21 protein-coding genes are annotated in these 19,963 nt (G+C 72.8%); 11 read left to right on the top strand and 10 right to left on the bottom strand.

What is annotated here, in order from left to right; translation table 11 throughout:
* Window positions 1–114: 114 nt before the first annotated feature.
* On the bottom strand, window positions 115–2,079 hold the full coding sequence (locus ACZ7PG_RS39440; RefSeq protein ID WP_470244293.1) for a vWA domain-containing protein: 1,965 nt from the start codon (window positions 2,077–2,079) through the stop codon (window positions 115–117).
* Window positions 2,076–3,473 (bottom strand): ATP-binding protein, encoded by a 1,398-nt coding sequence (locus ACZ7PG_RS39445; protein WP_470244294.1) that lies wholly within the window; start codon window positions 3,471–3,473, stop codon window positions 2,076–2,078. The genes ACZ7PG_RS39440 and ACZ7PG_RS39445 overlap by 4 nt, the downstream gene beginning before the upstream one ends.
* A gap of 100 nt (window positions 3,474–3,573) precedes the next feature.
* Between ACZ7PG_RS39445 and ACZ7PG_RS39450 the strand changes: the two genes are divergently transcribed.
* Window positions 3,574–4,371, top strand: a complete 798-nt coding sequence (locus ACZ7PG_RS39450; protein ID WP_470244295.1) for a hypothetical protein — start codon at window positions 3,574–3,576, stop codon at window positions 4,369–4,371.
* Between the two features lie 233 nt (window positions 4,372–4,604).
* On the opposite strand, the gene ACZ7PG_RS39455 is transcribed toward ACZ7PG_RS39450, so the two are convergent.
* Complete coding sequence (locus tag ACZ7PG_RS39455; protein ID WP_470244296.1) at window positions 4,605–5,648, bottom strand: ferrochelatase; 1,044 nt, start codon at window positions 5,646–5,648, stop codon at window positions 4,605–4,607.
* 86 nt (window positions 5,649–5,734) lie between these two features.
* On the opposite strand from ACZ7PG_RS39455, the gene ACZ7PG_RS39460 reads away from it, so the two are divergent.
* Both ACZ7PG_RS39460 and ACZ7PG_RS39465 read left to right on the top strand, forming a co-directional pair.
* A complete protein-coding gene (locus tag ACZ7PG_RS39460; protein ID WP_470244297.1) occupies window positions 5,735–6,316 on the top strand; it encodes a TetR/AcrR family transcriptional regulator in 582 nt (193 codons plus the stop codon).
* Window positions 6,317–6,385: 69 nt separating this feature from the next.
* On the top strand, window positions 6,386–7,546 hold the full coding sequence (locus tag ACZ7PG_RS39465; protein ID WP_470244298.1) for a Cmx/CmrA family chloramphenicol efflux MFS transporter: 1,161 nt from the start codon (window positions 6,386–6,388) through the stop codon (window positions 7,544–7,546).
* Window positions 7,547–7,549: 3 nt separating this feature from the next.
* Here the strand turns inward: ACZ7PG_RS39465 and fabI are convergent, their stop codons facing one another.
* Together fabI and fabG are read right to left on the bottom strand one after the other, a co-directional pair.
* Complete coding sequence (fabI, locus tag ACZ7PG_RS39470) at window positions 7,550–8,317, bottom strand: enoyl-ACP reductase FabI (protein ID WP_470244299.1); 768 nt, start codon at window positions 8,315–8,317, stop codon at window positions 7,550–7,552.
* A gap of 34 nt (window positions 8,318–8,351) precedes the next feature.
* Window positions 8,352–9,056 (bottom strand): 3-oxoacyl-ACP reductase FabG, encoded by a 705-nt coding sequence (fabG, locus tag ACZ7PG_RS39475; protein WP_470244300.1) that lies wholly within the window; start codon window positions 9,054–9,056, stop codon window positions 8,352–8,354.
* A 184-nt stretch (window positions 9,057–9,240) separates the two neighbouring features.
* Here fabG and ACZ7PG_RS39480 point away from each other — a divergent pair, with 184 nt between their 5' ends.
* The 7 genes from ACZ7PG_RS39480 (at window position 9,241) to ACZ7PG_RS39510 (ending at window position 15,082) form a co-directional block, all read left to right on the top strand.
* Window positions 9,241–10,584 carry an MFS transporter gene (locus ACZ7PG_RS39480; RefSeq protein WP_470244301.1) on the top strand — a complete coding sequence of 448 codons (1,344 nt, stop codon included), beginning with the start codon at window positions 9,241–9,243 and terminating at the stop codon, window positions 10,582–10,584.
* Window positions 10,585–10,591: 7 nt separating this feature from the next.
* Window positions 10,592–11,260 (top strand): response regulator transcription factor, encoded by a 669-nt coding sequence (locus tag ACZ7PG_RS39485; protein WP_470244302.1) that lies wholly within the window; start codon window positions 10,592–10,594, stop codon window positions 11,258–11,260.
* Window positions 11,261–11,263: 3 nt separating this feature from the next.
* Window positions 11,264–12,655, top strand: a complete 1,392-nt coding sequence (locus tag ACZ7PG_RS39490) for a sensor histidine kinase (RefSeq protein WP_470244303.1) — start codon at window positions 11,264–11,266, stop codon at window positions 12,653–12,655.
* The gene (locus tag ACZ7PG_RS39495) at window positions 12,652–13,596 is read left to right on the top strand and encodes a TAXI family TRAP transporter solute-binding subunit (protein ID WP_470244304.1); all 945 of its coding nucleotides are present in this window, start codon (window positions 12,652–12,654) and stop codon (window positions 13,594–13,596) included. Before ACZ7PG_RS39490 ends, ACZ7PG_RS39495 begins: the two co-directional genes overlap by 4 nt.
* A 16-nt stretch (window positions 13,597–13,612) precedes the next feature.
* Window positions 13,613–14,035: an acyl-CoA thioesterase gene (locus ACZ7PG_RS39500; protein ID WP_470244305.1), complete on the top strand. Its 423-nt coding sequence runs from the start codon at window positions 13,613–13,615 to the stop codon at window positions 14,033–14,035.
* A gap of 4 nt (window positions 14,036–14,039) precedes the next feature.
* Entirely contained in the window at window positions 14,040–14,507 is a 468-nt protein-coding gene (locus ACZ7PG_RS39505; RefSeq protein WP_470244306.1) for a tRNA (cytidine(34)-2'-O)-methyltransferase, read from the top strand.
* 65 nt (window positions 14,508–14,572) lie between these two features.
* On the top strand, window positions 14,573–15,082 hold the full coding sequence (locus ACZ7PG_RS39510) for a hypothetical protein (RefSeq protein ID WP_470244307.1): 510 nt from the start codon (window positions 14,573–14,575) through the stop codon (window positions 15,080–15,082).
* A 1-nt stretch (window position 15,083) separates the two neighbouring features.
* Here ACZ7PG_RS39510 and ACZ7PG_RS39515 read toward each other — a convergent pair whose 3' ends face one another.
* From ACZ7PG_RS39515 to mobA, 4 genes are all read right to left on the bottom strand, one after another.
* Window positions 15,084–16,064, bottom strand: coding sequence for a VWA domain-containing protein (locus tag ACZ7PG_RS39515; RefSeq protein ID WP_470244308.1), 981 nt, complete (start codon window positions 16,062–16,064; stop codon window positions 15,084–15,086).
* The gene (locus ACZ7PG_RS39520; protein WP_470244309.1) at window positions 16,061–17,008 is read right to left on the bottom strand and encodes a DUF58 domain-containing protein; all 948 of its coding nucleotides are present in this window, start codon (window positions 17,006–17,008) and stop codon (window positions 16,061–16,063) included. The genes ACZ7PG_RS39515 and ACZ7PG_RS39520 overlap by 4 nt, the downstream gene beginning before the upstream one ends.
* Before the next feature lie 6 nt (window positions 17,009–17,014).
* Window positions 17,015–18,088 (bottom strand): AAA family ATPase, encoded by a 1,074-nt coding sequence (locus tag ACZ7PG_RS39525; protein ID WP_470244310.1) that lies wholly within the window; start codon window positions 18,086–18,088, stop codon window positions 17,015–17,017.
* A gap of 159 nt (window positions 18,089–18,247) precedes the next feature.
* Complete coding sequence (mobA, locus tag ACZ7PG_RS39530) at window positions 18,248–18,793, bottom strand: molybdenum cofactor guanylyltransferase (protein WP_470244311.1); 546 nt, start codon at window positions 18,791–18,793, stop codon at window positions 18,248–18,250.
* Window positions 18,794–18,820: 27 nt separating this feature from the next.
* On the opposite strand from mobA, the gene ACZ7PG_RS39535 reads away from it, so the two are divergent.
* Window positions 18,821–19,219 carry a DUF1801 domain-containing protein gene (locus ACZ7PG_RS39535; RefSeq protein WP_470244312.1) on the top strand — a complete coding sequence of 133 codons (399 nt, stop codon included), beginning with the start codon at window positions 18,821–18,823 and terminating at the stop codon, window positions 19,217–19,219.
* 3 nt (window positions 19,220–19,222) lie between these two features.
* On the opposite strand, the gene ACZ7PG_RS39540 is transcribed toward ACZ7PG_RS39535, so the two are convergent.
* Window positions 19,223–19,933, bottom strand: coding sequence for an SAM-dependent methyltransferase (locus ACZ7PG_RS39540; RefSeq protein ID WP_470244313.1), 711 nt, complete (start codon window positions 19,931–19,933; stop codon window positions 19,223–19,225).
* Between the last annotated feature and the right edge of the window lie 30 nt (window positions 19,934–19,963).

Consider the following 19,963-nt stretch of genomic DNA (forward strand, 5'->3'; position numbering starts at 1 on the left):
CGGCCGAGCCTCGCCCATCAAAGGCGCGGAGGCCCTTCCAAGCCAGTTCCCCGACTGCCGCGGGCGCCCGGACCAAACCGGGTCCGGTGCGATCGCCCGACCAGGCGGCAGGCCCTACCGGCGCCGGGTGCGCAGGTAGTCGCCCACCACCGCGGCACCCAACCCGTCCAGGTCCGGGGCGACCACCCGGCCACCCGAGCGGCGGGCGATGACGTCCACGAACGCCGTCAACCTCGGGTCGTCGCCCAGGCGGAACACCGTCACCGATGCTCCCAGCTTCGCCAGTCGGTCCACTTCGGACAGTGTCTTGTGGAGGGTCCTCGGCTGCGGCGGATAGTCGAAAACCGCTTCGCCGTCCGGTTCCAGGTGCGCGGTCGGCTCGCCGTCGGTGACCATCAGGACCACCGGCTGGGCGTCCGGGTGCCGGCGCAGGTGCTGACCGGCCAGCAGCAGCGCGTGGTGGGCGTTCGTGCCCTGCTCCCACGCACCCTCCAGCCCGATCAGCTCCGGCAGCTCCACCGACATCGCGTGGCGCCCGAACGTGATCAGCTGCAGCGCGTCGTTGCGGAAGCGCGTGCTGATCAGCTGGTGCAGCGCCAGCGCAGTGCGCTTCATCGGCAGCCAGCGGCCCTCCTGGACCATCGACCACGACGTGTCGACCAGCAGCGCCACCGCCGCCCGCGACCGGTGCTCCGTCTCGACCACTTCGACGTCCTCGACGTCGAGGCGGACCGCGCTCTCCCCCACCGATACCGACCGCAGCACGGCGTTGCGGATCGTCCGCGGCACGTCCCACGGCTGCATGTCCCCGAACCGCCACGGCCGCGACGCGCCGGTGGGCTCGCCCGCCGCCCCCGCCGACTCCGTCTCGCGGTCGCCCGTCTTGCCGCGCAACGCGTTCACGATGTCGGACAGCGCCGTCTCGCCGAGGCGCCGCAATGCTTTGGGCGACAACCGGAGCGTCCCGTCGGCGGCCCGTTCGAACAGGCCCTGGCGGCGCAGCTCACGCTCCAGTTCTGACAGTCGCCGCGCGTCGACGCCGGCGTCCTTGCCGAGCTGGCGCTCGAGCGACTCCAGGTCGATGTCCTCCAGCCGCGCGCCGGGGTAGGACTGGCCGAGCTGCTCGGCCAGCGCGTCCAGCTCGGCGAGATCCGCCATCGCCTGGGCGCCTTCGCCCATGCCCAGCGGGTTCTTGCCGCGGAAACGCTCCGAACCCGTCCAGTCCTCACCGGGCCGGGCGGCCTGAAGCTGAGCGTCCAAATTGGCCAGCTGCTGCGCGAGCCGCGGGTCGCCGAACGCCTGCTGGGTCAGCTCGGCCAGCTCCGCGCGCTGCTCGGCCGACATCGAGTTGAGCATCCGCTGGGCCGCCGCCGACCGCTCGGCGAGCGCGTCGATCAGCTCCTCGACGTTGCGCGGGTTCTCCGGGAAGAACTCGCCGTGCTTGCCCATGAAGTCGTCGAAGCGCTCCTGGATGTCCTCGGCGCCCCGGGCGTGGGCCGCGAGGAGGTCGTTGAGGTCGGAGAGCATCTCGTTGATCCGCTCGACGTCCTCGGGCCCGGCGTTCTGCAACGCCTGCTTCATGCCCTGGAAGCGCGACTCCATCAGCTCCTGGCCGAGCAGGTCCCGGATCTTCTGGTAGTTCTCGCGCCCTTGCTCCGACCGCCAGTCGTACTCGGAAAGCTCGTTCACGGCCGCGGCGGTACCCGGCGGCAGCGCGTCCAGCTGAGCTTCCCGGAAACGCGCTTCGTCGTCCGGGTCCGGGAACAGCTCACGCCGCTCGGCGTCGAGAGCTTCGGACAGGAGGCGCTGAACCTCCTGCAGGGTGCCGTCGAGGTTGTTGCGCCGCTGGATCTGCGACCGGCGCTGCCACAGGCGCCGGGTCAGCTCGTCCAGGCCCGACGTGCGCTCGGTGCCGCGCCGGAGCAGTTCCTCCAGCGCGGACCGCGGCGACGAGCCGGCCATGACCTCGCGGCCGATCTCGTCGAGCGCGTCACGCAGGTCGGCCGGCGGCGCGAGCGGGTCCGGCCCGTCGTGCCACGGGCCGTAGGAGTAGCCGTCGGGGAGCGGGACCGCGGTCATCGGCCGTAGACGGTCGTCGCGTCGTCGGAGTCCTTGGCGAGCCGCCGGGCCAGGAACAGCGATTCGAGCGCGAGCTCGACGGCGGCCGCGATCCGACCCGCGGGTTCGTCCGGCGAGACACCGGCCCGCCGGGCGACCTCGTGCAGCACCGGGAGCTCCGGCAGGGCCTTGAGGACGTCCGCGCCCGGCACGCGCTCGCCGGTGGCGACCAGGTGTCCCTCGGCGACGGCGTCGGCCAGCGGCCGCAGGTCCAGCCCGGCGAACCGTTCGCGGGCGGTTTCGGCGATCGCGCGCCGCAGCAGGTGCACGAGGTGCTCGATCTCGCGGCCTTCTTCGCCGGGCTCGAACTCGATCTTGCCGCGCAGCACCGACGGGACGGCGTCGAGGTCGACCGGCCGGGCCACCGCGGGCTCTTCCCCGGTCAGCGCGGAACGCCGCAGGGCCGCGGCCGCGACGGTCTCCGCCGCGGCGACGGCGAACCGGGCCGACACGCCCGAGCGCTGGTCGATGACCGGCGATTCGCGGAGGTTCCGGACGAACCGGGCGATGACCTCCAGCAGCGGCTCGCCGACCTCGGCGACGAGGTTCGCCTCCTGCCGGACGACGGCCACCTCCGACTCGACGTCGAGGGGGTAGTGGGTGCGGATCTCGGCGCCGAAGCGGTCCTTGAGCGGGGTGATGATCCGGCCGCGGTTGGTGTAGTCCTCGGGGTTCGCGGTGGCGACGAGCAGGACGTCCAGTGGCAGCCGCAGCGTGTAGCCGCGGACCTGGATGTCGCGCTCCTCCATCACGTTGAGCAGGGCGACCTGGATGCGCTCGGCGAGGTCGGGCAGCTCGTTGATGGCGACGATGCCGCGGTGGGCGCGCGGGACCAGGCCGAAGTGGATGGTCTCGGGGTCGCCCAGGCTGCGGCCTTCGGCGACCTTCACCGGGTCGACGTCGCCGATCAGGTCGCCGACGGAGGTGTCCGGCGTGGCGAGCTTCTCGGTGTAGCGCTCGGACCGGTGGCGCCAGGCGACCGGCAGCTCGTCGCCGAGCTCGGCGGCGCGCCGGATCGACGCGGGCGTGATCGGCTGGAGCGGGTGTTCACCCAGCTCGGCGCCTTCGATGACGGGCGTCCACTCGTCGAGCAGGCCGGCGAGGGTGCGGAGCAGGCGGGTCTTGCCCTGGCCGCGTTCACCGAGCAGGACGACGTCGTGGCCGGCCAGCAGCGCGCGTTCGAGCTGCGGCAGCACGGTGCGGGAGAACCCGACGATGCCGGGCCAGGCGTCTTCGCCCGTTTTCAGGGCGTCGAGGAGGTTGTCGTGGATCTCTCGAGCGATGGGCCGCGGCTCGTACCCGGCCGCGCGGAGGGCCCCGGCGGTGCGGGGAAGAGCGTCTGGAACTGCGTTCACCCGTTCGACGCTACTGCCGGATCGGCGGTCCGTCGATGTGGAGCGACTCCAGCGTGGGCGCGCTGCCGGATGGTGGGACGGCCCGGTAAAATAGGGCGTCGTGTGCCGTCCCAGTGCGACTTTCGCCGTCTGGTCGTCCGCGTGGCTGAACGGAGCCGCGGCGTCCGACGATGTCCTCGACGCCCTGCTCGCGTGGGGTGAAGCCCACGACGTCGTGGCGGCCGACGCGGCCGCGGCGGAGGCGTTCACGCTGCCGCTGGCCTTCAACCGCGCGGCCACCCCGGTCCAGCTGCTCATGGCCCTGCGTTCGCAGGGAGCGAAAAGCATGTGGCTGGTGCTCCCGGTCCCGGGCGACGTCCGCGGCCTCGGCGGCGGCGGGCCGTTCGCGGAGGCGGCGCTGCGCGCGGGCGACGCGGTGGTCCTCCCGGAGCTCGGTTTCGGGCTGGTACCGCAGCCGATCGCCGAAGGCCTGGTGCGCTGGACGGTGTTCTCCCTGCCCGCGGCGGTCACGCCCGAGTACATCGGCCTGGGCGAAGCCGAGCACGGGCTGACGGACGCGATCCGCAACAGTGCCGGCGCGCTGCAGGCATTGGACGTGGCGTCGGACCGGCCGGGAGTGCGGGCCGAGCTGTCGGCGCACCTGCGGTCGCGCCCGGACGTGGACTGGCCCGCGGGAACGCCGGCGAGGGCGTTGCGGGTGCTGCAACGGGCGGAGGAGATCGCGGCGATCCTCGCGATCGCATCGTCCGACGACCCGGGCGGAGCGCTGTCGGCTTCGGCGTCGTCGTTGCGGGCTCAGGCTTTGCGCCCGCTGTCGGACGCGGTGCGGACGGCCCGGTGCGCGTCGGTCAACGAGGCCGTGCGGGTGTTCGCGGAGCAGACGGCCCGGGAAGGCTGAGCCCGGTAGTCCACAGCCCGGCCGAAATGTGGACAACGAGGCCGCTCCGCCGGCTTTCCCGGCATTCCATCGGCGGGGGCCGATACGCTGGACAAGGGCACGCCCCCTGGGAGGGCGGGGCGCTGGTTACCGGGCGCTTGGCCGGCTCACAGCAGCACTTCCCGTTCTGGGACCACGCGTACGGGCCGCGCTCAGCCCGCCAAGGACTGCCACACTTCCGGCACCGGCCGCGCTCAGCGGGCCGGGCGCTTGGCCGGCTCGCAGCAGGCCACCGCGCACGCCTCACCGTTCACCGTGCAGCCCGCCGCCGGGAACGGCGAGAGCTTGCGGGGCGTCACCCCGTGCGTGTGCTCGCGGACCAGCTCCACCACCAGCTCCGCGAACCGGGGGTCCGCTCCCGCCGTCGCCGCGCGGGCGAACGCCATTCCGTGCTCCGCCGCCCGCTCGGCCGCCTCGTTGTCCAGGTCCCAGATCACCTCGAGGTGGTCCGACACGAAACCGATCGGCGACACGACCACTCCGATGACCCCGGCGGCGTGCAGCGCGTCGATGTGGTCGACGATGTCCGGCTCCAGCCACGGCACCTGCGGCGGCCCCGAGCGCGACTGCCAGACGACGTCGTACTCCTCGATGCCCGCCTCGGCCGCGACCAGGCGCGCCGCCTCCGCGATCTGGCGGGAGTACCGGCGGCCGCCCTCGATCGGCGGGCCGGACGCCAGGTCCGCGCTCGACGGGACCGAGTGCGCCGTGAACACCGTGCGGATGCCGGGCGCGCCGCCCAGGGACGCGTGCGCCGCGCGGACGCCGTCCGCCACCGCCGAGACGAACAGCGGGTGGTCGAAGAACTGGCGCAGCTTCACCAGTTCGGGGGCGTCCGAGCCGACCGCCGCGCGGGCGCGCACGATGTCCTCGTCGTACTGGCGGCACGCCGAGTAGCCGCCGTACGCGCTCGTCGGGAACACCAGGATCCGCTTCGCGCCTTCCGACGTCAGCGACGCCAGGGTGTCCTCGACCATCGGGTGCCAGTTGCGGTTGCCGAAGTGCACCGGGAGGTCGATGCCGGCGGCCGCGAGCTGCTTCTCGACCGCGGCCATCGCGTCGCGGTTCAGCCGGTTGATCGGCGAGACGCCGCCGAAGTGCCGGTAGTGCTCGGCGACTTCGAGGAGCCGTTCCCGCGGCACGCCCCGGCCCTTGGTGACGTTCTCGAGGAACGGCATGACGTCGTCAGGCCCTTCCGGACCGCCGAACGAAAGCCACAGCAACGCGTCGTATCCCACCCCGTCATCTTGCCGATGTGGCGGCCCGCACGCTGACGCGGGGCCGTTATGAATCGACCAGTACAAAACCCTGGTAGCCTCGTCGCATGGCCAGGCCACGGGAGTTCGACGAGACCGCCGCCGTCGAGAGCGCGATGCACGCGTTCTGGACCCGCGGCTACGAGGCGACCTCGACGCAGGACCTGTGCGAGGCCACCGGGCTCGGGCGCAGCAGCGTCTACAACACCTTCACCAGCAAGAAAGCCCTGTTCCAGCGGACCCTGACGCACTACAGCGCCCAGGGCCTCGCCGGCCGGAAAGCCGTCCTCGAGGGGCCGGGCACCGCCGCCGACCGTCTCGCGGCCATGTTCGACGACCTCGTCGACGACGAACTGGAGCACGGCCGCCGCGGCTGCCTCGTCGTCAACACCCTCGCCGAGCTCGGCACCCCCGACGACGAGGTCGGCGCCGCCCTGCGGAACGACACCGAAAAGCAGCTGGCCCTGCTCACCGGGTGCGCCCGGGAGGGCGTCCTCGACGGCAGCCTCCGGGACGGCCGCGCCCCGGCCGACGTCGCCGAGTTCCTGCTCGGCACCATTTCCGGGCTCCGGGTGATGTCCCGCCGCGGCGCGAGCCCCGAGGCGATGCACGCCGTCGCCGACCTCGCCCTTTCGGTGATCACCCGATAGAGCACGCTCACACAGCAACCAGCTGCCGCACGAGTTTTGTACTGATCGATCCACAACCTAGGAGGACCCGTGCCCCTGGCCGTCTTCGTCCTCGGGCTCAGCGTGTTCGCGCTGGGCACGTCCGAGTTCATGATCACCGGCCTGCTCCCCGGGATGGCCGCCGACCTCGGCGTCACCATCCCCGACGCCGGGCTGCTGATCTCCGCCTTCGCGATCGGCATGGTCGTCGGCGCGCCGCTGCTGGCGATCGGCACCCTGCGCCTCCCCCGCCGCCGGACGCTCCTCGCGCTGCTCGTGGTCTTCTTCGGCGCGCACGTCGTGGGCGCGCTCTCCACCGGGTACGCGCTGCTGTTCGCGACGCGCGTGGTGGCCGCGCTCGCCTGCGCGGGTTTCTGGGCCGTCGCCGTGGCGACGACGATCGCGCTGGTGCCCGTCGAACGCCGTGGCCGCGCGATGGCGGTGCTGGTCGGCGGGCTGACGGTGGCCAACATCGCCGGCGTCCCCGCGGGGACATTCGTCGGCCAGCACGCGGGCTGGCGGACGGCGTTCTGGGCGGTCGCGGCGGTGACGCTGCTGGCGTCAGCCGGGGTGGCCGCGCTGGTGCCGGAGACGACCGGCGGCGGGATGAGCGTCCGCACCGAGCTGCGGCTGTACCGGCGCGGCCGGGTCTGGCTCGCGCTCGGCGTGATCGCGTTGTGCCAGGCCATGATCTTCGCCGCGTTCAGCTACCTCGCACCGCTGCTGACCGAAACGGACGGTCTGCCGGAGGCGTGGGTGCCGGGCGTGCTGGCTCTGTTCGGCGTCGGCGCGCTCATCGGCATCACGGCCGGCGGGCGGCTGGCCGACCGCCGCCCGTTCGCCACGCTCTACGGCTGTGTCGGGCTCGCGCTGGCGGCTTTGGTCGTCCTCGCGACGACCACCGACGCCGTGGTCGCGGTGGCGGCCGTGCTCGTCTTCGGGGCCGCCGGGTTCGGCGCCAACCCGGCGCTGAACGTCCGCACGTACGCCGTGGCCGGCGGCTCGCCGACGCTCGTCGGCGCGAGCACGACGGCGGCGTTCAACGTCGGCAACACGATCGGCCCGTGGCTGGGCGGCGTCGCGATCGGCGCCGGCCTGGGTTTCCCGAGCGTGGCGTGGACGGGCCTCGCGCTCGGCGCCGCGACGCTGGTGGCGCTCACGGTCGCGGTCGTCGTCCAGCGGAACGACGACCGCGAACCGGTGACCGTGTGAGGGTCAGATCCCGAGGAAGTGGACCCCGCCGTCGACCATGATCATCGAGCCGGTCGTGGCGGGGAGCCAGTCCGAGAGCACCGCGCAGACGCTCTTCGCCACCGGGTCCGGGTCCGTGCTGTCCCAGCCGAGCGGCGCGCGCTCGCCCCAGCCGTCCTCCAGGTCGACGAAGCCCGGGATGGACTTGGCCGCCATGGTCTTCATCGGGCCCGCGCTGACCAGGTTGACGCGGATGCCCTGCGGCCCGAGCTCCTTGGCCAGGTACCGGTTGACCGACTCGAGCCCGGCCTTCGCTACGCCCATCCAGTTGTAGACCGGCCACGCGACGCGCGCGTCGAAGTCCATGCCGACGTACGACGAGCCGCGCCCCATCAGCGGCAGGCATGCCTTCGCCAGCGACATGTACGAGTACGTCGAGATCTCGATCGCCGTCTTGACGTCCTCGGCGGGCGCGTCGAGGAACGGCGCGCCGAGGCACGTCTGCGGGGCGAAGCCGATCGAGTGGAGCACGCCGTCGAGGCCGTCGACGTGCTCGCGGACCTTGTCGGCGAGGCCGTCGAGCTGCTCCTGGTTCGTGACGTCCAGCTCGATCACGGGCGCCTCTTCGGGGAGCCGCTTCGCGATGCGCTCGACGAGCGACATCCGGCCGAAGCCGGTCAGCACCACCTTCGCACCCTCCTGCTGCGCGATCTTGGCCGCGTGGAAGGCGAGCGACGCGTCGGTGATGATGCCGGTGATCAGCAGGCGCTTGCCTTCGAGCAGTCCGGGCACGGGTCCTCCAAGTCTTGGTTCGGGTGAACGGAAATCAGTGGCCGAGGCCGAGGCCGCCGTCGACCGGCAGCACCGCGCCGTTGACGTAGCCGGCCTCGTCGGAGGCCAGGTAGCGCACCGCGGCGGCGATCTCCGACGGCTCCGCGTACCGGCCGGAGGGCACCTGCGCGAGGATCTGCTTCTTGCGGTCCTCGGAGAGCTCGTCGGTCATGTCGGTGTGCACGAACCCGGGGGCGATGACGTTCGAGGTGATGTTGCGCGAACCGAACTCACGGGCCAGCGAGCGCGCGAAGCCGACCAGGCCCGCCTTCGACGCCGCGTAGTTGGCCTGGCCGGCCGAGCCGGAGAGCCCGACCACCGAGGAGATGAAGACGAACCGGCCCCACTTGCCGCGCAGCATGCCGCGGGAAGCCCGCTTCGCGACGCGGAAGGCGCCGGTCAGGTTCGCGTCGACCACGCGCTCGAACTGCTCGTCGCTCATCCGCATCAGCAGCGTGTCGTCGGTCAGCCCGGCGTTGGACACCAGCACCTCGACCGGGCCCTGGTGCTCCTCGACGAGCTTGAACGCCGCGTCGACCTGTTCGGTGTCGGTGACGTCCGCCGGGACGCCGAACAGGCCCTCGGGCGCGCCCGAACCACGGTGCGTGACGGCCACCCGGTGTCCCTGCTCCGCGAGGTCCCGGGCGATCGCCAGACCGATGCCCCGGTTGCCCCCGGTGACCAGAACCGACCGTCCCACAGTGTTCTCCCTCTTCGTCGACCGTGCGCTGATGTCGGGCACGAGGTTATCGGCAGCTCCGCCGGGCCGCGCACCCGCGCCCGGGGTGCCGGTGACCGTCCTAAGCCCGTGTAAGGAACTGCCCTCCGACCTTGCTGGTTACCCGCTGGTTGGTCACCGTGAGTCGCAACACAGGAGGTCGACGATGACAACCCGGATCAGCGGCACAGGCGCGGACGCCGTCAGCGAGAAACGCGTTATCGGCAACGTTTTGCGCGGCTCCATCGGCAATCTGGTCGAGTGGTACGACTGGTACGCCTATGCGGCGTTCACCACATACTTCGCCAAGTCGTTCTTCCCGACGACCGACACCACGGCCGCGTTCCTCGGGACCGCCGCCGTGTTCGCGGTCGGGTTCCTCATGCGCCCGCTCGGCGGCTGGATGCTCGGCCGGTTCGCCGACCGGTTCGGCCGCCGCAGCGCGCTCGTGCTCTCGGTGACGTTGATGGCGGGCGGATCGCTGCTCATCGCCGTCACGCCGAGCTACCACACCATCGGGATCGCCGCGCCGATCCTGCTGCTGATCGCGCGGCTGATCCAGGGCCTCTCGGTCGGGGGCGAGTACTCCACCTCGGCGACGTACCTGTCCGAAGTGGCCACGCCCGGCAAGCGCGGCTTCTACTCGAGCTTCCAGTACGTGACGCTCTACGGCGGCCAGCTCCTGGCGCTCGGCCTCCAGCTCGTCCTGCAGGCGATCCTCACCGAGCAGCAGCTGACGGCATGGGGCTGGCGGATCGCGTTCGGCGTCGGGACCGTCGCCGCGCTCACCGTGATGTGGCTGCGCCGCGGGATGGACGAGTCCGAGAGCTTCACGCGCGAAGCCGGCGAGAGCGCGACGACGGGTGAGCGTGGCACGCTGCGCACGCTGGCCAAGTACCCGAAGGAGATCGCGCTCGTCGTGGGGCTGACCCTCGGCGGCACGGTGGCGTTCTACACCTTCGCCACCTACAGCCAGAAGTTCCTCGAGAACACCGCCCACATCCCGCGGCGCACGGTCACGATCATCCTGTTCTCGGCGATCCTCCTGGCCGCGATCCTGCAGCCGCTGGCGGGCCGGCTGTCCGACCGGATCGGCCGCCGTCCGCTGCTGCTGTTCTTCGGCATCGCGGGCACGCTGCTGACCGTCCCGATCATGACGATCATGGGCTCGACCCGGAACCCGGTCGGCGCGTTCTTCCTCGTCCTGGCCGGGCTCGTCGTCGTGGCGGGCTACACGTCGATCAACGCGATCGTGAAGGCCGAGCTGTTCCCGACGAAGATCCGCGCCATCGGCGTCGGCCTGCCCTACGCGCTCACCGTCGCGATCTTCGGCGGCACCGCGGAGCTGATCGCGCAGGCGTTGAAGAGCGCCGGGCACGAGTCGGTGTTCTTCTGGTACGTCGCGGGCTGTGTCCTGGTCTCCCTGATCGTCTACGGCACAATGCGGGAAACCTCGAAGACCTCCGAGCTCGAAGAACGCCCCGAGCCGGTGGGCGCGGGCGAACGCTGAGAAGGGGATGGCCGTGCGCGTGCTCCTCGTCGAAGACGACGCGGGGGTCGCGGGCGCCCTCGCGGAGTCGCTGCACGCGCGCGGTCACCCCGTCACCAGCGTCGGCCGCGGTGCCGACGCCCTGCACCGCCACCGCGACGCCGACCTCGTCCTGCTGGATCTGGGACTGCCGGACATCGACGGACTCGACGTCCTGCGCAAGATCCGGGCGGTCTCGCCGGTGCCGGTCATCGTCCTGACCGCCCGCGGCGACGAGCGGTCCGTCGTGCGCGGCCTGCGCCTCGGCGCCGACGACTACCTGACCAAACCGGTGCGGCTGGCCGAGCTGCTCGCCCGGATGGACGCCGTCGTGCGGCGCGCGGTGGCCCGCGAGGCACCCGCCGGCGACGTCGTGCGCGTCGAGGACGTCGAGATCGACCTCGGTGCCCGCCGGGTCCTCGTCGCCGGGCACGACATCGGGCTGACGACCAAGGAGTTCGAGATCCTGGCCGTGCTCGCCGCGCGTCCCGGCACCGCGGTCAGCCGCCAGCAGCTGATGGACGAGGTCTGGGGCGACGCCTACCTCGCGGTGTCGCGCTCGCTCGACGTCCACCTGACCGGCCTGCGCGCGAAGCTGGACCGGCCGGGCCTGCTCACCACCATCCGCGGCTTCGGCTACCGGCTCGGCCGGGACTGACCCGTGCGCACCCGGCTGCTGGTCGTCCTGGTCGCCCTGGCACTCGCGGTGGTCGCCGCCTTCGCCGTGCCGCTGCTGCTGTCCACCGCCGAGCAGCGCACCCAGCAGCTGGTCATCTCCCGCACCGCCGACGTCGACCGGTTCGTCGTGCTGGCCCAGCAGGCCGTCGACACCCACGACTCCGCCGCCCTCGTGGCCGACGCGGCCCGCTACGCCGATCTGTACGGCGAAGGCGTCGTCATCGTCGACGCCCGGCGCGCACCGCTGGTGCAAGCCGGCGGGCTGACCGCGGCCGACCCCGCGGTGCACGCGCTGGTCGAGGCGACCATGCGCAACGAGCCGGCGCCGCAGGTCGGCCGGCTCGGCCCGTCGTCGGCCGAACCGGCGTACTTCGCGCGGCCGGTCGGCACCGGCACCCGGGTGTCCGGCGTGGTCGTGCTGCGGGCGTCGGTGACGGCGGCGGCCGCGGACGTCGCCACCCGCTGGGGGACGATCGGCGCCGGGGCGCTGCTGGTCGCGGTGGTGTTCGTGCTGCTCGCGGTGGTGCTGGCCCGCTGGATGGTGCGGCCGCTGCACGAGCTGGAGACCGGGGTCCTCGCCGTCGCCGCCGGGCACCGCGCGCACGTCCCCGAACGCACCGGGCCGCGGGAGCTGCGGGTGCTGGCCGGCGAGGTCAACCGGATGTCCGAGGCCGTGCTCGAAGCGGCCGACCAGCAGCACCGGCTGGTCGCCGACGCCTCCCACCAGCTGCGCAACCCCATGGCGGCGCTGCGGCTGCGGGTGGACTCGCTCGCCGGCCGGGTCGAAGGCGACGAGGCCACCTACCGGGCGACCGTGGCCGAAGTGGAACGCCTCGAACGGCTGCTCGACGGGCTGCTGGCCCTCGCGCTGGCCGAGAGCACCGCGACGCGGGTCGCGGCCGGGGGCGCGGACGAGTCGTGCGACCTCGCCTCGGTGCTCGCCGAACGCGTCGACGCCTGGCGTCCGTCCGCCGAGGACGCCGGCGCGACGCTCGTGCCGCCGCCCGGGCACGACGAGCCGGTGACCGTCCGCTGTCCGGAAGGCGAGCTGGCCCAGATCCTCGACGTGTTGCTGGACAACGCCGTCCACTACGCCGGGCGCGGCGCGAAGATCACCACGGACTGGGAAAGCGGTGCGGAGTCCGCGACCCTCGTCGTCCGCGACGACGGACCCGGACTGTCCACTGAGGACCGCGCGCGGGCGACCGAGCGGTTCTGGCGCGCCGGCGGCGAAGGCGCCCCGCGCGGGACCGGGCTCGGGCTCGCCATCGCGCACCAGCAGGTGCGCACCCGCGGCGGCGTCCTGGAACTGCGCCAGGCGGAGCCGCACGGGCTCGAAGTCCGCGTCACCCTGCCGCCGGAGGTGCCACGATGAGGTGCACCCGCCGCACCGCCCTGCTCGGCGGCCTCGGGCTGGCCCTGGCCGGCTGCTCGACGTCCGGCTACGGCGGTCCGGACCGGACGCTCACCATCGCGGCCGGCGAGCGCGGCGGGTTCTACCTGGCCTTCGCCGAGCTGCTGGCCGCCGAGCTGAGCCGGGTCGAGCCGCGGCTGCACGCCACCGCCGTGCCGACCGAGGCGAGCGTCGCCAACGTCAGCCTGGTCCGGAGCGGCCAGGCCGATCTCGGGCTGGTGCTCGCCGACGTCGCCCAGACCGCGCTCGCCGGGAACGCGCCGTTCACCGCGAAGGTGCCGCTGCTCGCGCTCGGCCGCGTCTACGAAAACTACCTGCAGCTCGTCGTGCGCGCGGACGGCCCGGTGCGCCGCCTCGCCGACCTCGCGGGCCGCCCGGTGTCGCTCGGCGCGAGCGGGTCCGGCGCGGCCCAGCTCGGCGAGCGGCTGTTCGCGAAGGCGGGCATCACGGTCGACGCCCGCCACCTGCTCTTCGACGACGCCGTCCAAGCACTGGCCGGGCGGCGGATCGACGCCATGCTGTGGTCCGGCGGCGTGCCGACGCCGAAGCTCGCGGACCTCACCCGCACGACACCCATCGCCCTGCTCCCCCTGGATTCGGTGGTGCCCGCGCTGCGGGCCGCGTACGGGCCGGTGTACGACCAGGTCCAGGTGCCCGACGGCGCCTACCGCGGGGTCGGCGCGCTGGGCACCATCGGCGTGGCGAACCTGCTGGTCTGCTCCCCCGCCCTGCCCGGCGACGTAGCCGCGGCGATCGTCCGGCTGCTCGTGGAGCGGGCGACCGACCTCGTGCCCGCCGAGGCCGTCGGCACGCAGTTCCTCGACGTGCGGACGCTGATCGGCACGCAGCCGGTGCCGCTGCAGCCGGGCGCGGCGGCCGAGTACCGGGCGCTGCACGGCTGAGCGCTAGATTGGGCCGGTGACCGAACCCCGCCACCGAGTTGTCGAGATGCCGCTGCGCGTGCGCTACCACGAGTGCGACGGCCAGGGCATCGTCTTCAACGCCCACTACCTGGCCTATGTGGACATGTGCGCCTTCGAGGCGGAGAAGGCGCTCTTCGGTTCGCACGACGAGTTCCTGGCCCACCGCACGGACGTCGTGGTGGCGGAGGCGAACCTGAAGTTCCGCTCGCCGGCCCGCTATGACGAGGACCTGGTCGTCTCGCAGTACCTGACCCACCTCGGGACGACGTCGCTCGTCTTCGACTTCGAGATCCACCGCGGCGAGACGCTCGTCGCGGCCGCGAACGTCCGGTACGTGTTCATCGACCCGGCCACGCTGCGTCCGGCGGCGCCGCCCGAAGCGGTCCGCAAGGTGTACGCGGACCTGCTCGGGGACTGAGCCCGTGTTCCGCATTCTCTTCCACCAGCCCGAAATCCCGCCGAACACGGGCAACGCGATCCGGCTCGCGGCGAACACGGGGTGCGAACTGCACCTGGTCGAGCCGCTGGGGTTCACGCTGGAGGACAAGCAGCTGCGCCGGGCCGGGCTCGACTACCACGACCTCGCGCGCGTCCACGTGCACGCGTCGCTGTCCGCGGCGTGGGAAGTGTTGCTGCCGGCCAAGGTCTACGCGTTCAGCGCGTCGGCGACGCGGTTGTACACCGACGTCGCGTACGCGCCCGGGGACGTGCTGATGTTCGGGCAGGAGTCGGTGGGGCTGCCCGATTCGGTGCAGGAGGCCCCGGAAGTGACCGACCGCGTGCGGCTGCCGATGCTGCCGACCAGCCGGTCGCTCAACCTGGCCAACACCGCGGCGATCACGGTCTACGAGGCCTGGCGGCAGAACGGGTTCGCGACCCCGGGCGCGTGACGCCGGCCAGTCGCTCGGCGGAACGGGTTCGCGGGCGCGTGATCACCCTCAGGTAGGTTCGCCGGATGCGACAGCAGTTCCTGGGGGCGCTCATCGGCGCCGCGTTCGGCACCGTGTTCGTCCTCGTCAACTCCGGCGACCCGCTCCCCGCGGCGATCGGCTGGGTGCTGCGCGCCCTCGCCGTGGCCGCGCTGGCGGCGGTGGTGGTCCTCGGCGTCCGCGCCGGCGGGCGGCCGACGCTCGAAGACCGGCCGATGTTCGGGCCGAGCTACCGCGTCATCGTCATCGGCGAGGTGGTGCTGCTCGTCGCCGGGTTCTTCTTGCTGAGCCTGCTGGACGCGCCGGTGCAGGCGAACGTCGCGTGGATCGCGACCGTCGTCGGCCTGCACTTCGTCGCGCTGGCCTCGGCGTGGAAGGCGCGGTCGATCCTGGTGATCGGGGTGGCCTTGACCGTGCTGGGGATCGTCGGGCTAGCCCTGCTCGGCAGCGCCGCGGCGTGGGTCCCGTTCGTGAGCGGCGTGCTCTCCGGCGTGACCCTGCTCGGCGGAAGCCTCTACGGCGTCCGCCGAGCCTGAGTCACGGGAGCCGCTGGCCGAAGAACAGGCTGGCCGCCGCGCCCATCATGAGGATCAGCGTCCCCACGACGACCCACGGCTTGCTCGCGTCGGCGTCCTTCAGCTCGTAGCCGATCTGCTCGCCGAGGTCCGCGTAGACCTTCTTCAGCTCCTCGGCACTGGCTGCCTTGTAGAAGTCGCCGCCCGAAAGCCGGGCGATCTCCCGCAGGGACTCGTCGTCCACGCTGACCGGCTGGGCCTTGCCGTCGATGTCGACCGAGCCGTGGGTCGTGCCGAACGAGATCGACGAGATCGGCACCCCGGCCTGCTTCGCCGCCTGCGCCGCCGTGTAGCCGCCGCGCGCCGCGTACAGGTCCTCGGGCACCGTCTGCTTGCCGTCGGACATCAGCACCACGCGGGCCGGCGGCGGTCCGTCGGCCCCGCCCACGACGCTGGAGAAGCTCTCCACCGACTGCAGGGCCGCGAAAATCCCCTCACCGGTCGCCGTCGACTGGGCCAGCTTGAGGTTCTCGATCGCCTTGATCACGCCGTTGCGGTCGGTGGTCGGGTTGACCAGCACGGTCGCCGTGCCCGCGAACGAGATCAGGCCCAGGTTGATCCCCGGGGTCATGTTCCGCGCGAACTGCGTCGCCGCGTCCTGCGCCGCCTTCAGCCGCGTCGGCGCGACGTCGGTGGCCTCCATCGACAGCGACACGTCGATCACGAGCATCACGGTCGCCCGGTTGCGCGGCACCTTCTGCTCGGCGGTCGGTCCGGCCAGCCCCACGGTGAGCAGCAGCAGCGACAGCACGATCAGCACCGCCGGCAGGTGCCGCACCCAGCCCTGGCTCTTCGGCGCGACCTTGTCCAGCAGCGCCAGGTTCGCGAACCGCATGGTCCGCTTCCGCCGCGCGCGCTGCGCCAGCACGTACCCGATCGCGACCGCCGCGACGGCGATCAGCAGCAGGAACCACCACGGCGCGCTGAACCCCGTCAAACTCACGCGACACCCCCCGACCAGCGGCGCTTGCGGGCGACGACGAACCGCACCATGTCGGCGATCCAGTCGGCGTCCGTGCGCAGCGTCAGGTGCGCCGCACCCGCGCGCCGCAGGCCGGCCGCCACCGTCTGGCGGTGGGCGTGGGCCGCGGCCCCGAACTCCTTGCGCAGCAAGGCCGACGCATGCACTTCGCGCTGTTTCCCTGTCTCCGGGTCGGCCAGCACGACGGTCCCCACCTCGGGCAGGTCGACGTCGCGCGGGTCGAGGACTTCGATCGCGATCAGTTCGTGGCGCCCGCCCAGCGCCCGCAGCGGCCGCTCCCAGGACGTGTCGCCCAGGAAGTCGGAGATCACCACGGCCAGGCCGCGGCGGCGCGGCGGCCGGCGCAGCGCCTCCAGGGCCTCGGCGAAGTCCCCGCGCGTGCCCTCGGCCGCCCGCGGTGTCTCGGCCAGCCTCCGCACCAGCCCCCGGGCGTGCGCCAGGCCGCCCCGCGCCGGGATGCGGGTCGTCTCGGCGCCGGTCGACACGAGCGCGCCGATCCGGTTGCCGCCGCCCCCGGTCAGGTGGGCGACCGCCGCGACCGCGCAGACCACCAGGTCACGCTTCTCGCACAGCGCCGTCCCGAAGTCGAGGCTCGCCGAGAGGTCGGCGACGACCCACGTCTCCAGCTCGCGGTCGGCCACGGTCTCGCGGATGTGCGGGGTCGTGGTGCGGGCGGTGACCGCCCAGTCCATCCGGCGCACGTCGTCGCCGGGCTGGTACGGGCGGGCCTCGCCGGGCTCGGACCCCGGCCCCGGCACCAGGCCGAGGTGGTTGCCCTGCAGCAGCCCGTCGAGCCGCCGGCGGACGTCGAGCTCCAGGGTCCGGAGCCCGGCCTCCAGCCGTTCGCCGCGCAGCACCGGCGGCGCCCACGAAGGGCGGGGCGTGCCCTTCTCGTTCTTCGCCATCGCCGGCTACCTGACCGGCGCGCCCGCCGGGACCGGGCCGCCCTGGCCGGCCCCGCCCTGCGGCCGGGCCGAGACCTGCGGCAACGGCACGGTCTGCAGCACGCGCGTGATGATGTGGTCGATGGGCACGCCGTCGGCGAGCGCGTCGTAGGACAGCACGAGCCGGTGACGCAGCACGTCCGGCACGACGTCGACGACGTCCTGCGGCAGCACGTAGTCACGGCCGCGGACCAGGGCCAGCGCCCGCGCGGCGGCGATGATGCCGAGGCTCGCGCGCGGCGAGGCGCCGTAGGACACCCAGCCGGCGACGTCGGCGAGGCCGTGCTCGTTCGGCGTCCGGGTGGTCAGGACGAGCCGCACGACGTAGTCGACGAGGGCGTGGTGCACGAACACCTGCGCCGCGACGCCCTGCAGCCGGACCAGCTCGCCCGGGCTGAGCACCTCGTGCGGGGTGGGCGGGGTGACGCCCATCCGGTAGATGATCTCGCGCTCTTCCTCGGCCGTCGGGTACTCGACGAGGATCTTGAACAGGAAGCGGTCGCGCTGCGCCTCGGGCAGCGGGTAGACGCCCTCGTTCTCGATCGGGTTCTGGGTGGCCAGGACGAGGAACGGGTCGGGCATCGGGAAGGTCTGCCCGCCGATCGACACGTGCCGCTCGGCCATCACCTCGAGCATCGCCGACTGCACCTTCGCCGGCGCGCGGTTGATCTCGTCGGCGAGCACGAAGTTCGCCACGACCGGGCCGAGCTCGACGTCGAAGCGCTCGGCGCCCTGGCGGTAGATCCGGGTGCCGAGGATGTCCGCGGGCACCAGGTCGGGGGTGAACTGGACGCGGGAGAACGAGCCGCCGACGACCCGGGCGAACGTCTCCACCGCGAGGGTCTTCGCGACGCCGGGCACGCCTTCGAGCAGCAGGTGGCCCTTGGCCAGCAGGCCGACCAGCATCCGCTCGACCAGGCGGTCCTGCCCGACGATGATCCGCTTGACCTCGAACACGGTCCGCTCCAGCAACTGGGCGTCCCGGGCCGGCGTCCCGGGCTGCTGCCCGTTCCCGCCCTCGGCGTAGCCGGGCTCGGTCACTCTGCCTCCTTGAAAGTCCGTGCGCCGCCCCCGCGACGGTGATCACGCGGTGCGACCGTACTGCGTCCCCCGGTCGTCCGTCCGTCCGGCACGCGGACGCACGCGTTGGCCCCTGAGTAGCCAACACCTTCTTCGGTGTGACATCTGTGAAGCAGGCGATCAGCGGTGGCGCTCGAGGTCCTCGGGGGTGTCGATGTCGTCCGCTTCGCCCCGTTCCGCCGGAATCTCGGTGACGGTCAGTGCGCCCAGCACGCGCCGCAGCGCCGCGTTCTCCAGCCGCTCCGGCAGCGCCGCCTTCAGCGCGGCGACCCGCCAGGCGCCGAGCAGCCACTGCCGGGACCCGCCGGCGTCCACGAGCACGGCGCCGTCGCCGTCGCCGAGCGCCGTGACCAGGCGGTCCACTGTGGACCGGCGGACGCCCGGGAGGTCCGCGGCCAGCACCGCGACCACCTCGACGTCGTCCGGGACGAAGGCCAGCCCGGCCGCCAGCGCCGCCACCGGCCCGGTGCCCGGCACCGGTTCCCGCGTCCACACGACGTCGAAGCCGGACCGCCGCGGGCCGACGGCGATCACCCGTTCGGCGCCTTCCAGCGCGTGGATCGCGCGGGCGAGCAACGGTTTCCCGCCCACCGACAGAGCCGGCTTGTCCACACCGGACAGTCTGCGGGCCGAGCCCCCGGCCACCACGATCCCCGCGTACCGCATCCCGGGAATCTAACCCATACTGGACGCGTGTCCTACACCGTCGAACCGCGCGTCGACGCCTACATCGACGCTCTGCCGGAGTGGCAGCAGGCGCTCTGCCGCGAGGTCCGCGAGCTGGTCCACGCCGCGGACCCCGACGTCGTCGAGACCATCAAACGCACCCGCCAGCCGTACTTCGTGCTGGACGGCAACATCTGCGCCCTGCTGGCGGCGAAGGACCACGTCAACGTCTTCGTCTACGACGGCGGCATCGTCCCGGACCCCGAGGGCATCATCACCGCCGGGCACGGCAACAAGACGGCCCGGACCGTGGCCTTCCGCGAAGGCGAGACGGTCAACGCGCCCGCGCTCACGGCGATGTTCCGGCAGATCATCGCGAACAACCGGGCCGGCGGCTGGCGCAAGCTCAAGCGCGAGCAAGCCTGACCCTCAGCGGGTCAGCACGAGGTAGGCGAGCCCCAGCACGCCCCGGTAGTCGCGGACGTACTCGCGCAGCCGGCGGTCGAGCCACTCCCGTACCTCCGGTGCCCGCGGGTCGTCCGGATGCGCCGCCTGCCACTCTTCCCAGCCGGCCCGGGACGTCGACTCGAAGTCGTCCCATTCGAGCTGGTCGGCCGTGCTGAGGTGCCGCACGCGCCAGCCGGCGCCGGCCGCGGCGTCCACGAGTTCCGGCAGGGTCAGCGTGTCGGGACCGAAGATCTCCAGGGCCGCCGGGCTGGGCGGGGCCGCCCAGAAGCCGTCGCCGTAGAGCAGCCTGCCGGACGGCACCACCCGGGCGAGCCCCTCGAGCGCCGCCTTGGTCGAGCCGAAGATGTGCGCGGCCCCGATGCAGAAGGCCCGGTCGACGGGGACGTCCCAGTTCGCGGCGTCCGCCTCGGTGAAGTCCACCGTGAGGCCCCGCTCCGCCGCCGCGGCCCGCCCGCGCTCGAGGCCCGTCACGTCCGTGTCGACGCCGGTCACGCGCAGACCGGGCGCCCGGGCCGCGGCCCGCAGCGGCAGCTCACCCCAGCCGCAACCGAGGTCGACGAGGTGTCCCTCCCCCAGGTCCATCCGGTCGAGCAGCAGCTCGGCGTGGGGCTCGGACAGGGGCGTGTTCCAGCGCATCCGGGTGCGCCGAAGCGCGTTCAGCTCATCATCCACACCGGCGATCCTGGTGGCCGGCGGCGACGG

It is taken from the genome of Amycolatopsis sp. NPDC114504 (assembly GCF_055633595.1).